11 protein-coding genes are annotated in these 12,685 nt (G+C 73.4%); 5 read left to right on the forward strand and 6 right to left on the reverse strand.

Annotation, left to right across the window (positions count from 1 at the left end; translation table 11 throughout):
* The 4 genes from dnaG to ACFY0D_RS20010 form a co-directional block, all read right to left on the reverse strand.
* Positions 1-1,926, reverse strand: a complete 1,926-nt coding sequence (gene dnaG, locus ACFY0D_RS19995) for a DNA primase (RefSeq protein ID WP_390799494.1) — start codon at positions 1,924-1,926, stop codon at positions 1-3.
* Between the two features lie 34 nt (positions 1,927-1,960).
* The gene (locus ACFY0D_RS20000) at positions 1,961-3,235 is read right to left on the reverse strand and encodes an NAD(P)/FAD-dependent oxidoreductase (RefSeq protein ID WP_301371320.1); all 1,275 of its coding nucleotides are present in this window, start codon (positions 3,233-3,235) and stop codon (positions 1,961-1,963) included.
* 93 nt (positions 3,236-3,328) lie between these two features.
* A complete protein-coding gene (locus ACFY0D_RS20005) occupies positions 3,329-4,654 on the reverse strand; it encodes a deoxyguanosinetriphosphate triphosphohydrolase (protein ID WP_390799495.1) in 1,326 nt (441 codons plus the stop codon).
* Positions 4,655-4,690: 36 nt separating this feature from the next.
* On the reverse strand, positions 4,691-5,416 hold the full coding sequence (locus ACFY0D_RS20010) for a sirohydrochlorin chelatase (RefSeq protein WP_390799496.1): 726 nt from the start codon (positions 5,414-5,416) through the stop codon (positions 4,691-4,693).
* Positions 5,417-5,750: 334 nt separating this feature from the next.
* Here ACFY0D_RS20010 and ACFY0D_RS20015 point away from each other — a divergent pair, with 334 nt between their 5' ends.
* The 4 genes from ACFY0D_RS20015 (at position 5,751) to ACFY0D_RS20030 (ending at position 9,885) form a co-directional block, all read left to right on the forward strand.
* A complete protein-coding gene (locus ACFY0D_RS20015; protein ID WP_390799497.1) occupies positions 5,751-6,458 on the forward strand; it encodes a vancomycin high temperature exclusion protein in 708 nt (235 codons plus the stop codon).
* A 66-nt stretch (positions 6,459-6,524) separates the two neighbouring features.
* Positions 6,525-7,295: an SDR family oxidoreductase gene (locus ACFY0D_RS20020; RefSeq protein ID WP_390799498.1), complete on the forward strand. Its 771-nt coding sequence runs from the start codon at positions 6,525-6,527 to the stop codon at positions 7,293-7,295.
* Between the two features lie 75 nt (positions 7,296-7,370).
* Positions 7,371-7,745, forward strand: a complete 375-nt coding sequence (locus ACFY0D_RS20025; RefSeq protein WP_390799499.1) for a hypothetical protein — start codon at positions 7,371-7,373, stop codon at positions 7,743-7,745.
* A gap of 46 nt (positions 7,746-7,791) precedes the next feature.
* Positions 7,792-9,885, forward strand: a complete 2,094-nt coding sequence (locus tag ACFY0D_RS20030) for a molybdopterin oxidoreductase family protein (RefSeq protein ID WP_390799500.1) — start codon at positions 7,792-7,794, stop codon at positions 9,883-9,885.
* Here the strand turns inward: ACFY0D_RS20030 and ACFY0D_RS20035 are convergent.
* Together ACFY0D_RS20035 and ACFY0D_RS20040 are read right to left on the reverse strand one after the other, a co-directional pair.
* On the reverse strand, positions 9,882-10,844 hold the full coding sequence (locus tag ACFY0D_RS20035) for a nucleotidyl transferase AbiEii/AbiGii toxin family protein (protein ID WP_390799501.1): 963 nt from the start codon (positions 10,842-10,844) through the stop codon (positions 9,882-9,884). The two genes, ACFY0D_RS20030 and ACFY0D_RS20035, sit on opposite strands and share 4 nt — an antisense overlap.
* The gene (locus ACFY0D_RS20040) at positions 10,841-11,443 is read right to left on the reverse strand and encodes a hypothetical protein (protein WP_390799502.1); all 603 of its coding nucleotides are present in this window, start codon (positions 11,441-11,443) and stop codon (positions 10,841-10,843) included. The genes ACFY0D_RS20035 and ACFY0D_RS20040 overlap by 4 nt, the downstream gene beginning before the upstream one ends.
* Positions 11,444-11,536: 93 nt before the next feature.
* Between ACFY0D_RS20040 and ACFY0D_RS20045 the strand changes: the two genes are divergently transcribed.
* The gene (locus tag ACFY0D_RS20045; RefSeq protein ID WP_390799503.1) at positions 11,537-12,649 is read left to right on the forward strand and encodes an RNA polymerase sigma factor; all 1,113 of its coding nucleotides are present in this window, start codon (positions 11,537-11,539) and stop codon (positions 12,647-12,649) included.
* The last annotated feature ends 36 nt before the right edge of the window (positions 12,650-12,685 follow it).

The raw sequence follows: 12,685 nt of genomic DNA on the forward strand, positions 1-12,685 counted from the left end.
TTACAGGCCCTCGGCGCCGCGGTTGCGCAGCCGCTGGCCGTACTGCTGGAGCACCCACAGCTCCTCCTGGACGGCCGCCAGTTGTTCCGGCGGAGCCTGCGGGCCCAGCCGCGACAGCGTGCCCTGGATCTCGTGGACCCGGCGGTCGACGGCGCGCAGCCGCACCTGGACCAGCTGGACCCCCGCGTAGATCTCGTCCACCGTCTTCGCGTGGATGGCCTCGACCGCCAGCTCCGTGACGAGCGCGCGCACGGTGTCGTTCGGGGCGGCCTCGCGGACGCGGGCCAGGTAGTCGTCCGTGCCGAGCGAGGCACCGCCCGCGTCCAGGATGGCCTGGCGCACGGCCGCGTAGGGCGGGGCGGTGAACTCGTCCATCCCGTACGCGTCGAAGGCCGGGGAGACCAGGGCGGGCCGCTGGAGGGCGAGCTTGAGCAGCTCGCGCTCGGTGCGGTGGGCCGGGCTGCGCAGGTTCAGCGCGGGGCCCCCGGCCGGCTGGGCGGCGGGCGCGGGAACGTCCTCGTAGGACGGGCGGCCCCGCTGCGGCTTCCCGCCCGGCCGGCCGCCCTGCGGACCGTCGCCCTGGCCGCGCTCGCGGGCCCAGCGCGCCAGCTGTGCGACCCGCTTGACCACGAACTGCTCGTCGCGGATGCCCAGCATGCCCGCCAGCTGGACCGCCGACTCGTGCTGGATCGCGATGTTCTTGATGTGGGCGACGACCGGCGCGGCCTCGTCCAGGGCGGCCGCCCGGCCCGCCGGGTTCTCCAGGTTGTGCCGGGCGACGATGTGCCGCAGCGCGAACTCGAACAGCGGCGTGCGGGCCTCCACCAGGCCGGACACGGCCGCGTCGCCCTGTGCCAGGCGCAGGTCGCAGGGGTCCATGCCGCCGGGGGCGATGGTGATCGAGGTCTCCGCGGCGAACTTCTGGTCGTCCTCGAAGGCCCGCAGGGCGGCCTTCTGGCCCGCCGCGTCGCCGTCGAAGGTGAAGATCACCTCGGCGGTGGCGTTGTCCATCAGCAGCCGGCGCAGGATCTTGATGTGGTCCCCGCCGAAGGCGGTGCCACAGGTCGCGATCGCGGTGGTGACCCCGGCCATGTGGCAGGCCATCACGTCCGTGTAGCCCTCGACGACCACGGCCCGGGAGGTCTTCGCGATCTCCTTCTTCGCCAGGTCGATGCCGTACAGCACCTGGGACTTCTTGTAGATCGCGGTCTCGGGGGTGTTCAGGTACTTCGGCCCGTTGTCGTCGTCGCGCAGCTTGCGCGCGCCGAAGCCGACCACCTCTCCGCTGATGTCGCGGATCGGCCACATCAGCCGGCCGCGGAAGCGGTCGATCGGCTTGCCGCTGCGGCTGTCCTGGGCGAGCCCGGAGGTGATCAGCTCCTTGTCGCTGAAGCCCTTGCCCCGCAGGAAGCGGGTCAGGTGGTCCCACCCGGCCGGGCTGTAGCCCACGCTGAAGTGCGCGGCCGCGGCCTGGTCGAAGCCGCGCTCCGCCAGGAACTTGCGGCCGATCTCCGCCTCGGGGCTGCCCAGCTGGTCGACGTAGAACTGGGCGGCGGCCTTGTGCGCCTCGACCAGCCGGATGCGGTCACCGCGGCCGCTGGTGCCGGCGGTGTAGCCGCCCTCCTCGTACCGCAGGGTGATGCCGGCCAGGCCGGCCAGGCGCTCGACAGCCTCCGAGAAGGAGAGGTGGTCGATCTTCATGACGAAGTCGAGGGTGTCCCCGCCCGCCTGGCAGCCGAAGCAGTGGTAGAGCCCCTTGCTGGGGCTGACCTGGAAGGAAGGGGACTTCTCGTCGTGGAAGGGGCACAGGCCCTTGAGGTTGCCGCCGCCCGCGTTGCGCAGCTGGAGGTACTCGGAGACCACGGCGTCGATCGGGACCGCGTCCCGTACCGCCTTCACGTCGTCGTCGTTGATCCGTCCTGCCACCCGTGAAGTCTACGGCCGGGCGCCGGCAATCCGGTCAGGCCCCCTCGGCCCGCACCAGGGAGTCAAGCGGAACGGACGGGTCCGCCAGCGCCTCGCGGTTGACCGGGGTCTTCGACCTGATCAGGGCCTGGATGTGCTCGGTGACATCCCACACATTCACGTTCATCCCGGCCAGGACCCGCCCCTCCGACAGCCAGAAGGCGATGAACTCCCGCTTGCCCACGTCCCCGCGGATCAGCACCTGGTCGTAGCCGCCGGCCGGTGCGTACCCCGAGTACTCCAGGCCCACGTCGTACTGGTCCGAGAAGAAGTACGGCACCCGGTCGTAGCCGACCTCCTGGCCCAGCATGGCCCGCGCGGCGGCCGGGCCGCCGTTCAGCGCGTTGGCCCAGTGCTCGACCCGCAGCCGGGTCCCGAGCACCGGGTGGTGGGCGGCGGCCACGTCCCCGACCGCGTAGACGTCCGGGTCGGAGGTGCGCAGGGAGGAGTCCACCGCGATCCCGCCGCCGTGCTCCCGGTCGACCAGGGCCAGCCCGGCGGTCTCGGCGAGCGCGGTCCGCGGGGCGGCCCCGATCGCGGAGAGCACCGCGTGCGCCGGGTGCTCCTCCCCGTCGTCGGTACGGGCGGCCAGCACCATGCCGTCGTGGCCCACGATCTCGGTCAGCCGCGCCCCGAAGTGGAACCGCACCCCGTGATCGGCGTGCAGGTCCGCGAAGAGCCGGCCGATCTCCGGGCCGAGGACCGCGTGCAGCGGCGTGGCCTCCGGCTCGACGACGGTGACCTCGGCGCCGTAGCCGCGGGCCGCGGCGGCCACCTCCAGCCCGATCCACCCGGCGCCCGCGATGAGCAGGTGCCCGTTGTCCCGGCCGAGCCCGGCCAGGACGCCCTTCAGCCGTTCGGCGTGCGCCAGGCGCCGCAGGTGGTGCACCCCGGCCAGGCCGGTGCCGGGGATGTCCAGGCGGCGCGGCTCGGCGCCCGTGGCCAGCAGCAGCTTGTCGTAGTACAGGACGGTGCCGTCGCCCAGGACCACCTTCTTGGCGTCCCGGTCGAGGTGGACGGCGGGCTGGCCGAGGTGCAGCTCGACGTCGGCGGCCGCGTACCAGGACGGCTCGTGGACGAAGACGCTCTCCCGGTCGTCCTTGCCGGTCAGGTAGCCCTTGGACAGCGGGGGGCGTTCGTAGGGATGGTCGCGCTCGTCGCCGATCAGGATCACCCGCCCCGTGAACCCCTCGGACCTCAGCGTTTCGGCCGCCTTTGCCCCGGCGAGCCCTGCGCCGACGATGACGAATGTCCGGTGTGCGTCGACCACCTGATGCCTCCTCATAACCTCTCCGCCACATGCGAGCACATGCGAGCGTCCCGCACCGAGCCTGCCGCGTGAAGGGGGAGTGGCTCGATCAGCTCACCTTTCGGCGCGTCGGCCGCGCCGGGTGAGGCGTGCGTGAAGGGAACGGGCGGATGCGTCGGTGAGGCACGCGATCTGGTCGATGACCGCCCTTTTCCTCGCCTTGTCGTCCTGGGCCGCGTCGAAGATCGCCCGGAACTGCGGGTCCAGCCCCTCGGGGGCGCGGGCGCTCAGCGCCTCCGCGAGTTCGGCCAGGACGATGCGCTGGTCGGCGCGGATCCGTTCCTGCTCGTCGCGCTGCATCACGTACAGGTCGGCGACCGCCTTGAGCACCGCGCACTCGTTGCGCGCCTCGCGCGGGATCACCAGTTCGGCACCGTACCGGGTGAGGCGGCCGGAGCCGTACGCCTCCCGGGTGGCCCCCTCCGCGGCCAGGCAGAACCGGCCGATCAGCTGGCTCGTGGCGTCCTTCAGCCGGGACTGGGCGACGGCCGAACCGTCGTACCCGTGCGGCCACCACTCCTCCTCCATCAAGCGGTCGAGGGCGGCCCGCAGCTCCTCGGGCGCGGTGTCGGCGGGGACGTACCGGCCGATGGCCACCTGCCAGATCGCCGTGCGCTCGGGTTCGGCGTAGAGCATGTTGGGGTCGAGGTGGCCGGCGTGCAGGCCGTCCTCGAAGTCGTGGACGGAGTACGCGACGTCGTCCGCCCAGTCCATGACCTGGGCCTCGAAGCACTTGCGGTCCGCGGGCGCGCCGCGGCGCAGCCAGGCGAAGACCGGCAGGTCGTCCTCGTACGCGCCGAACTTCACCGAGCCGGGGTCGGTGGGGTGGTCCCCGCGGGCCCACGGGTACTTGGTGGCGGCGTCCAGGCAGGCCCGGGTGAGGTTGAGGCCGACGCTGACGAGTTCCCCGCTCGCCGGATCGGGTACGAACCGCTTGGGCTCCAGACGGGTCAGCAGGCGCAGCGACTGGGCGTTGCCCTCGAAGCCGCCGCAGTCCTTGGCGAACTCGTTGAGCGCCTCCTCGCCGTTGTGGCCGAAAGGCGGGTGGCCCATGTCGTGGGAGAGGCAGGCGGCTTCGACGAGGTCGGGGTCGCAGCCGAGCGCGGCGCCGAGCTCCCGCCCGACCTGGGCGCACTCCAGCGAGTGGGTGAGGCGGGTACGGGGACTCGCGTCCCAGTCGTAGGAACGGCTGCCGGGGGTGACGACCTGGGTCTTCCCGGCGAGGCGGCGCAGCGCGGCCGAGTGCAGCACACGGGCGCGGTCGCGCTGGAAGGCGGTCCGGCCGGGCCGTTTGTCGGGCTCGGCGGCCCAGCGCTCGGTGTCGGCCGCGTCGTAGAGGTCGCGGTGGTCGTCGGTGAGGGCGTGCGTGGTGCCTTCCATGCAGAGACGGTAACCGGAACAACTGACAAACCGGGATCAGGCGGAGACGAGTTCCGGCCGCACCAGGTCGAGGGGCAGCGCACGGGCCTCGTCGTAGCGGTGCAGCAGCAGCCGGGCCAGGGCCGGGTGATCGCCCAGCGGGGCGGCGGCGAGGCCGGGCGCCGCCGCGGCGGTCTGGGTGGCGAACCGGCCGGGAGCGGCGAAGTACGAGGCCACGGCGATCCGGTGGTGACCGCGGGCGGCGAGGGCCCGGACCGCCTCGGGCGCGCTCGGCGCGGCGGCGGAGGCGTAGGCGGGGGTCACCGGGACACCGCCGAGGCGTTCGGAGAGCTGGGCGGCGGTGCGGCGGGTGTCGGCCGCCGAGTCGGGGTCGCGGGAACCGGCGGCGGCCAGCACGACGGCCGAACCGGGGGCCGGGGCCCAGCCGGTTTCCAGGAGCCGCTCGTACAGGGCCTCGACGAGCAGCGGGTGCGGGCCCAGCGGGGCGGCGACGCGGGTGAGCAGGTGGCCGGCCCGGGCGGCCGCCGCGGGGAGATCACGCTTGACGTGGTACCCGCGGCCGAGCAGCAGCGGGACGAGCACGGCCGAGCCGGACAGCCCGGCCAGGGTGTCGTCGAGCAGCGGCTCGTTCAGCTCGATGTGGCCGAGCCGGACGTCGAGCCGGGGGCGGAGTTCGCGGACCCGTTCGAGGAGGGCGAGGGCGGTGTGCAGGGCGCGCGGGTCACGGCTGCCGTGGGCCACGGCGACGAGGGTGGGCTGCATGGGCGGACTCCGGGTCGGCGCAGGCCGCTGAGCTGGGTGCCCAGCTGAAGGGTGATGCGGCCGAGCAGCTCGGCCGTGCTGTCGAAGGGAAGGGTGGGAAACTCGGGAGGGTGCACCGGCTCCGTCATGAACCGATCCTCCGCGCCGGAGGTTGCCGCCGCGTTGCGCGGGGATGACGGGTCTTTGCCGTGTGCTCACAGGGCGGTCGGCCCGGCTGTTCGGAGCCGGCGCGGCCGGCGGCGTACCTGCCGCGGATCGGGGACCGGGCGAACCGCGCGGCCCCGGTACGCGTCCTGACCAGCGGACGAGCAGCCGAGACACCAGGGGATGGATGATGCGCCGACCGCGCCTGCCGAGAGTCGAGTGGAGCCGGGCCGTGGCGGCGCTGCGCAGCGTACGGACCCGGCGGCGGGCGGTGCAGGCCGTCATGGCGGGCTGCGTACTGGCGCTGCTGCCCTCGGCGTGGATGCACGCGGTGGCCGCCGACCGGTTGCGGACCACGGCCGACGCGCCCGCCGCCGAGGTGGCCGTGGTGTTCGGCGCGGGCCTGTGGCGGGGGCGGCCGACCCCCTACCTGGCCGACCGGCTCGACGCCGCGGCCGAGCTGTACCGCACCGGCAAGGTCAAGGTCGTGCTGGTCACCGGGGACAACGGCCGGCGGGAGTACGACGAGCCCGACGCGATGCGCACGTACCTCACCGCGCACGGGGTGCCGGACGGGCGGATCGTCAGCGACTACGCGGGCTTCGACACCTGGGACTCCTGTGTGCGGGCCAAGGAGATCTTCGGCGTGGAGCGGGCCGTGCTGGTCACCCAGGGCTTCCACATCCGCCGGGCCGTCGCCCTGTGCCAGGCGGCGGGCCTGGAGTCGTACGGCGTCGGGGTCGCCGACGTGCACGACGCCACCTGGTACTACGGCGAGACCCGCGAGGTCTTCGCGGCGGGCAAGGCGGCGCTGGACGCGGCCTTCAAGCCCGCCCCGCGCTTCCTGGGACCGAAGGAGGAAGGGGTGTCGCAGGCCCTGGCCGCTCTGACAGACTGACGCGGCGCCGGCTATGCCGATTAGTCATATGCCGGTCAGTCCGTACGAGAGCAGGGGTGTGGAACCGTGGCTGTTGTGGATCTGAGCGGCAAGGTCGTCGTCATCACCGGTGGAGCCCGGGGCCTCGGCGCCGCGGCCGCGCAAGCCGTCGTGGACGGCGGCGGCCAGGTGCTGATCACCGACGTGCTGGAGGCGGAGGGCGCCGGGACGGCCGCGAAGCTCGGGGACGCGGCGCGCTTCGTCCGGCACGACGTGACGAGCGAGGCCGACTGGCAGACGGCCCTGCAGTACGCGGTCGCCGAATTCGGCCGCATCGACGGCCTGGTGAACAACGCGGGCATCTCCACCGGCCAGTTCCTGGAGCACGAGAGCGTCGAGCACTTCCGCCAGGTCGTCGAGATCAACCTGGTCGGCGTGTTCATCGGCATCAAGACCGCGATCCCGCTGCTGCGCGCGAACGGCGGCGGGTCCATCGTCAACATCTCCTCCGCCGCCGGCCTGACCGGTCTCGCGCTCACCGCCGGGTACGGGGCCTCCAAGTGGGGCGTGCGCGGGCTGTCGAAGATCGGCGCGGTGGAACTCGCCGAGGCGGGGATCCGCGTCAACTCCGTCCACCCCGGCATAACCCTGACCCCGATGACCGCCCCGATCGGCATCCGGGCGGGCGAGGGCAACTACCCCGGCGCCCCGCTCGGCCGCGTCGGCGTCCCCGAGGAGATCGCCGCGGCGATCGCCTTCCTGCTGTCCGACGCCGCCGGCTACATGACGGGCGCCGAACTCGCCGTCGACGGCGGCTGGACCGCCGGCCTGACGGTGAAGTACCTGACGGGACAGTGACCCACCCCAGCGCCCCCCGGCGGGACGGACGCGTATTCGCGTGCCGCCGGAGACGCCCCGGGCTACCGTCCTCCCGTGGAACAGCACACCGCGGAACAGGACGGACCCCTCGTACGTGACGTCTTCCCCGACCTGACGGCACAGCTCGTGCGGCTACTGGAGGCGGAAGGGGAGCCCTGGCTCGCCGTCTGCGCGTACGACCTCCGCCTGCTGGAGGAGTGCGACTGCCGCAACGACTTCTGCCAGAGCTTCCGCACCCACCGGCATCCGCCCGGCACGCCGTACGGTCCCGGTCACCGCATGCTGGCCCTCGACCCGGGCAGCGGGTTCTTGAACCTCGACGTCGTCGACGGCCGGATCGTGTACGTCGAACTCGTCGACCGTCCACCGCTGCGCCGGGCCTCACCGCAGCCGTCCGGCGGCGCTGAGGCGGAGCACCCGGACTTGTAACGCGCAGCGGCGGCCGGCGTAACACCACCGACCCACGCTGGACCGTATGCACACCTCCGATTCCGTCACCGACACGCACTGCCCCTACTGCGCCCTGCAGTGCGGGATGAGGCTGCGCCCCGAACCGGGCGGCGCCACCGTGGCGGTGGAGGAGCGGGCCGACTTCCCCGTCAACCGGGGCGCGCTGTGCGGCAAGGGCCGCACCGCCCCCGCCGTGCTCTCCTCCCGGGTACGCCTGACCCGGCCGCTCGTCCGCACCCACGCCGGGCGGCTGGAGCCGGCCACCTGGGAGGAGGCCCTCGACGCCGTCGCCGAGGGACTCGCCCGCACCGGCCGCACGTACGGCCCCGACGCCGTCGGGGTCTTCGGCGGCGGCGGGCTCACCAACGAGAAGGCCTACGCGCTCGGCAAGTTCGCCCGCGTCGCCCTGCGCACCTCGCAGATCGACTACAACGGCCGCTTCTGCATGTCCTCGGCCGCCGCCGCCCACCAGCGGGCCTTCGGGCTCGACCGCGGGCTGCCCTTCCCGCTGGCGGACATCCCCCGCACCGGCTGCGTGATCCTCGTCGGCTCGAACCTCGCCGAGACCATGCCGCCCGCGCTGCGCTACCTCACGGAGCTCAAAGCCAACGGCGGCACCCTGATCGTCATCGACCCGCGCCGTACCCGTACCGCCGAACAGGCCGACCTGCACCTCGCCCCGCGCCCCGGCACCGACCTGGCCCTCGCCCTCGGCCTGCTGCACCTGATCGTCGCGGAAGGCCGGACCGACGAGGAGTTCATCGCCGCGCGCACCACCGGCTGGGAGGAGACCCGGGCCGCCGCGATGGCCCACTGGCCGGAGCTGGTCGAGCGCATCACCGGGATACCGGTCCCCAGGCTCCGCGAGGCCGTGGCGATGTTCTGCGCCCCGGAATCCGCCATGGTCCTCACCGCCCGGGGACCCGAGCAGCAGTCCAAGGGCACCGACACCGTCGGCGCCTGGATCAACCTGTGCCTGGCCACCGGCCGGGCCGGCCGCCCGCTGTCCGGCTACGGCTGCCTCACCGGGCAGGGCAACGGCCAGGGCGGCCGCGAGCACGGCCAGAAGGCCGACCAGCTCCCCGGCTACCGCAAGCTCACCGACCCGGCGGCCCGCGCCCACGTCGCCGGGGTCTGGGGCGTCGACCCCGACAGCCTCCCCGGCCCGGGCCGCAGCGCCTACGAACTCCTCGACGCCCTCGGTACGGACGTGAAGGCCCTGCTCCTGATGGGCTCCAACCCGGTGGTGTCCGCCCCCCGCGCCGGACACGTCGAGGACCGCATCCGCTCCCTGGACTTCCTCGCGGTGGCCGACGTCGTCCTCTCCGAGACCGCGGCCCTCGCGGACGTGGTCCTCCCGGTCACCCAGTGGGCGGAGGAGACCGGCACCACCACCAACCTGGAGGGCCGCGTCCTGCTGCGCCGCCGGGCGCTGACCCCGCCGCCGGGGATCCGCAGCGACCTGGACGTCCTGCACGGACTCGCCGCCCGCCTGGGCGTCGAGAAGGGCTTCCCCACCGAGCCGGAGGAGGTCTTCGAGGAACTGCGCCGCGCCTCGGCCGGCGGCCCCGCGGACTACTCGGGCATCACCTACGCCCGGATCGAAGCCGAACAGGGCGTCTTCTGGCCCTGCCCGGAAGGCCCGGAAGGCACCGACGGCCCCCCGGGAACCGAGCGGCTCTTCCTGGACCGCTTCGCCACCGACGACGGCCGGGCCCGCTTCGTCCCCGTCTCCCACCGCGACGCCGCCGAGGTCCCCGACGCGGACTACCCGCTGCTGCTCACCACCGGCCGGGTGGTCGCCCAGTACCAGTCCGGGGCCCAGACCCGCCGGGTGGACGAGCTCAACGCGGCCGCCCCCGGCCCCTTCGTGGAACTCCACCCCCGGCTGGCCGCCCGGATCGGCGCCGTCGACGGCAGCCCCCTCGCCGTGACCTCCCGTCGCGGCCGGGCCGTCGCCCCGGCCCGCATCACCGACACCATCCGGGCGGACACGGTCTTCATGCCCTTCCACTGGCCGGGCGAGGGCCGCGCCAACACCCTGACCAACCCGGCGCTCGACCCGGTGTCCCGGATGCCGGAATTCAAGGTCTGCGCGGTCCGCGTCGAGATTGCCTAGCCGCGCCCCGCGAACGTCGGCGCCAGGGCGGCCAGCAGCCGCTCGGCGTAGGACTCGGCGGAGCCGGAGATCCCCGGGTAGTCGGCCAAGAAGGTGTCCCAGTCGGCCCACTTGACCTCGGCGAAGGCCTCCAGGGTCAGCGGGGTGTCCCAGGGCGCATTCGGCGGGAAGTACTCGCCCGACTCCCGGAAGACCGTGTGGATCAGCTCGTACGGAGCCGTGCAGCGTTCGGCGAGCAGGACCGCGTCGTAGAGGTCCTTGCCCTGCGGGTACATGTCGGTGGCCAGCCAGATCAGCTTCCACGCCAGCGACAGCTCCGGCGTGGCCGCCCGCAGGCGCACCCCCGCGACGTCGGCCGGCTCCGGCGCCGCCGGGAGCCGCTCGTTGAAGACGAAGTCCAGCTGGACCTGGCCGCCGGGCAGCCCCGGCGCCGACCAGGGCAGGACCAGACGGCGCCCGGGGACGCGCTCGTACGTCCAGATGTCCTCGCAGACCGCCGCGCCGGCCGCGATCACCAGCCCGCCCTGCTCGTCGGCGGCCCGCTCGGCCGCCTCCGCGACGGCCGTCAGCAGCCGCGCGGTGCGCGGCTCCCCGATCGCCCAGTCCTGGGGGACCACCACGAAGTCCAGGTCGTGCGGCTCCCGGGCCGCCGCCCCGAACCATCCGGCCATGAGCATGCTGCCCCGCAGCACCAGCGAATCCGCCCAGCCCGACCCGGCGACGCCCCGCGCCACCACGTCGAGTGCCGTGCGGCGGGCGGCCCGCCAGGCGGGGCGCAGCGCGCCGTCCACGGCCGCGTCCGTGATCCGGTAGCCGTCCGCGAAGTGCTTCAGCGCCGGGTCGAAGACCCGGGCATCGGGGCCCGCCGCGTCCAGCCCCGCCGTGGAGGTGCGGGGCAGGTCGATCTGGCGCCGCCTCCAGTCGTCCCTGGCCGCGTCCTGCGCGCTCGTCCCGGTCATGCCGTCACCTCTTCGCCGATCCACCCGTCGTCCACCGACAGGTCACTGTCGTACAGCACGAACTCCCGCTCCTCCGAACGGATTTCGTACCCGGCCGAGCCGAGCGCGGCGACCAGCGCGTCGCAGGCCGCGCCCGCCTCCGCCGCCGTGCCGCGCCACCGCTGGGTCACGAACCGCTCCTGCGCGCCTGCGGCCAGGACCCGGCGGGCGTTCCAGGACAGGTGGGCCCCGTGCGGGACGACCAGGGACTCCAGGGCCGCGCGGTCGAAGTCCGCGGGCAGCAGCAGCTTCAGGTGGTGCTCGAAGTAGCCGCCGCCCGGGCCGGGGGAGTCCGTGGTCCACGGGACCGTCTCCACCTTGACCCGGACCGGGGCGAAGCCGGCCGCCCGCAGCCGCGGCACCAGGAGCTCGTGGCCCGTGCGGTCCGGCAGGGTCAGCATCGGCTGGGACACCATCCGGCCGCGGGCCAGCAGGATGTGCGTGACCTTCAACTCCCGTGCCCCGGCCCAGGCGTCGAGACGCGCCAGCTCGGCCGCGTCCGCGCAGCGCACCGTCACATGGGTCTCGTACTCCGACATGGAGTCGATCATCTCGGACATGCGTCCGATCCGCATCGGGGTTCTCGCCGGCGGGTAACCATCCGGTCACGCACCGGACTCAGAAAGTGCTCGCACGCCCCTCGTGGCCGCGATGTGTCGTACCCCACACTGAGGTGCGGTGCCCCCGTCCTCGGAGCCCTGGAGGTCGCCCCCGTGCAGACCCGGACCCTGACCGTGAACGTGAGCGAGTCCTCGGAGGCCAAGGCCGTGGACGAAGAGCCCGAGGTACTGGAGCTGATCGAGCCGGTGCCCGTGCAGCGCAGGCGCAGCAGCACCGACAGCGGAGGCGGAGCAGGACCGTCCGCCGACCTGTTCCGGCAGTACCTCCGCGAGATAGGCAGGATCCCGCTGCTCACCGCCGCCGAGGAGGTGGACCTCGCGCGACGCGTCGAAGCCGGCCTGTTCGCCGAGGAGAAGCTCGGCAACACCCCCGACCTCGACTCCCAGCTCGCCCTCGACCTCGACAAGCTCGTCGTCATGGGGCGGATGGCCAAACGCCGGCTCATCGAGTCGAACCTGCGGCTCGTCGTCTCCGTCGCCAAGCGGTACGTGGGCCGCGGACTCACCATGCTCGACCTCGTGCAGGAGGGGAACCTCGGGCTGATCCGGGCCGTCGAGAAGTTCGACTACGCCCGCGGGTACAAGTTCTCCACCTACGCCACCTGGTGGATCCGGCAGGCGATGTCCCGGGCCCTCGCCGACCAGGCCCGGACCATCCGCGTGCCCGTCCACGTCGTCGAACTGATCAACCGGGTCGTCCGCGTCCAGCGCCGGATGCTCCAGGAGCGCGGGTACGAGCCCACGGCCGAAGAGGTGGCCGTCCACCTGGAGCTGACCCCCGAGCGGGTCCTGGAGGTGCTCCGCCTCGCCCAGGAGCCGGTCTCCCTGCACGCCCCCGTGGGCGAGGAGGACGACGTCGCGCTCGGCGACCTCATCGAGGACGGGGACGCGGCCTCGCCCGTGGAGTCGGCCGCCTTCTTCCTGCTGCGCGAGCACCTGGAAGCCGTCCTGTCGACCCTCGGCGAGCGCGAACGCAAGGTCGTGCAGCTGAGGTACGGCCTCGCCGACGGGCGGCCCCGCACCCTGGAGGAGATCGGGCGGATCTTCGGCGTGACGCGCGAGCGGATCCGCCAGATCGAGTCCAAGACCCTCAACAAACTGCGCGACCACGCCTTCGCCGACCAGCTCCGCGGCTACCTGGACTGACGGCACCGGACCGGCGGACCAACGGAAAAGGGGGCG

It is taken from the genome of Streptomyces sp. NPDC001502, from assembly GCF_042894785.1.
Classification (GTDB): domain Bacteria; phylum Actinomycetota; class Actinomycetes; order Streptomycetales; family Streptomycetaceae; genus Streptomyces; species Streptomyces kutzneri.

Excerpts from the sequence above, each read along its gene's own strand:
- ACFY0D_RS20005 (WP_390799495.1), bottom strand. The coding sequence starts at position 4,654 with ATGGAAGGCACCACGCACGCCCTCACCGACGACCACCGCGACCTCTAC.
- ACFY0D_RS20010 (WP_390799496.1), bottom strand. The coding sequence starts at position 5,416 with ATGCAGCCCACCCTCGTCGCCGTGGCCCACGGCAGCCGTGACCCGCGC.
- ACFY0D_RS20015 (WP_390799497.1), top strand. The coding sequence starts at position 5,751 with ATGCGCCGACCGCGCCTGCCGAGAGTCGAGTGGAGCCGGGCCGTGGCG.
- ACFY0D_RS20030 (WP_390799500.1), top strand. The coding sequence starts at position 7,792 with ATGCACACCTCCGATTCCGTCACCGACACGCACTGCCCCTACTGCGCC.
- ACFY0D_RS20035 (WP_390799501.1), bottom strand. The coding sequence starts at position 10,844 with ATGACCGGGACGAGCGCGCAGGACGCGGCCAGGGACGACTGGAGGCGG.
- ACFY0D_RS20040 (WP_390799502.1), bottom strand. The coding sequence starts at position 11,443 with ATGTCCGAGATGATCGACTCCATGTCGGAGTACGAGACCCATGTGACG.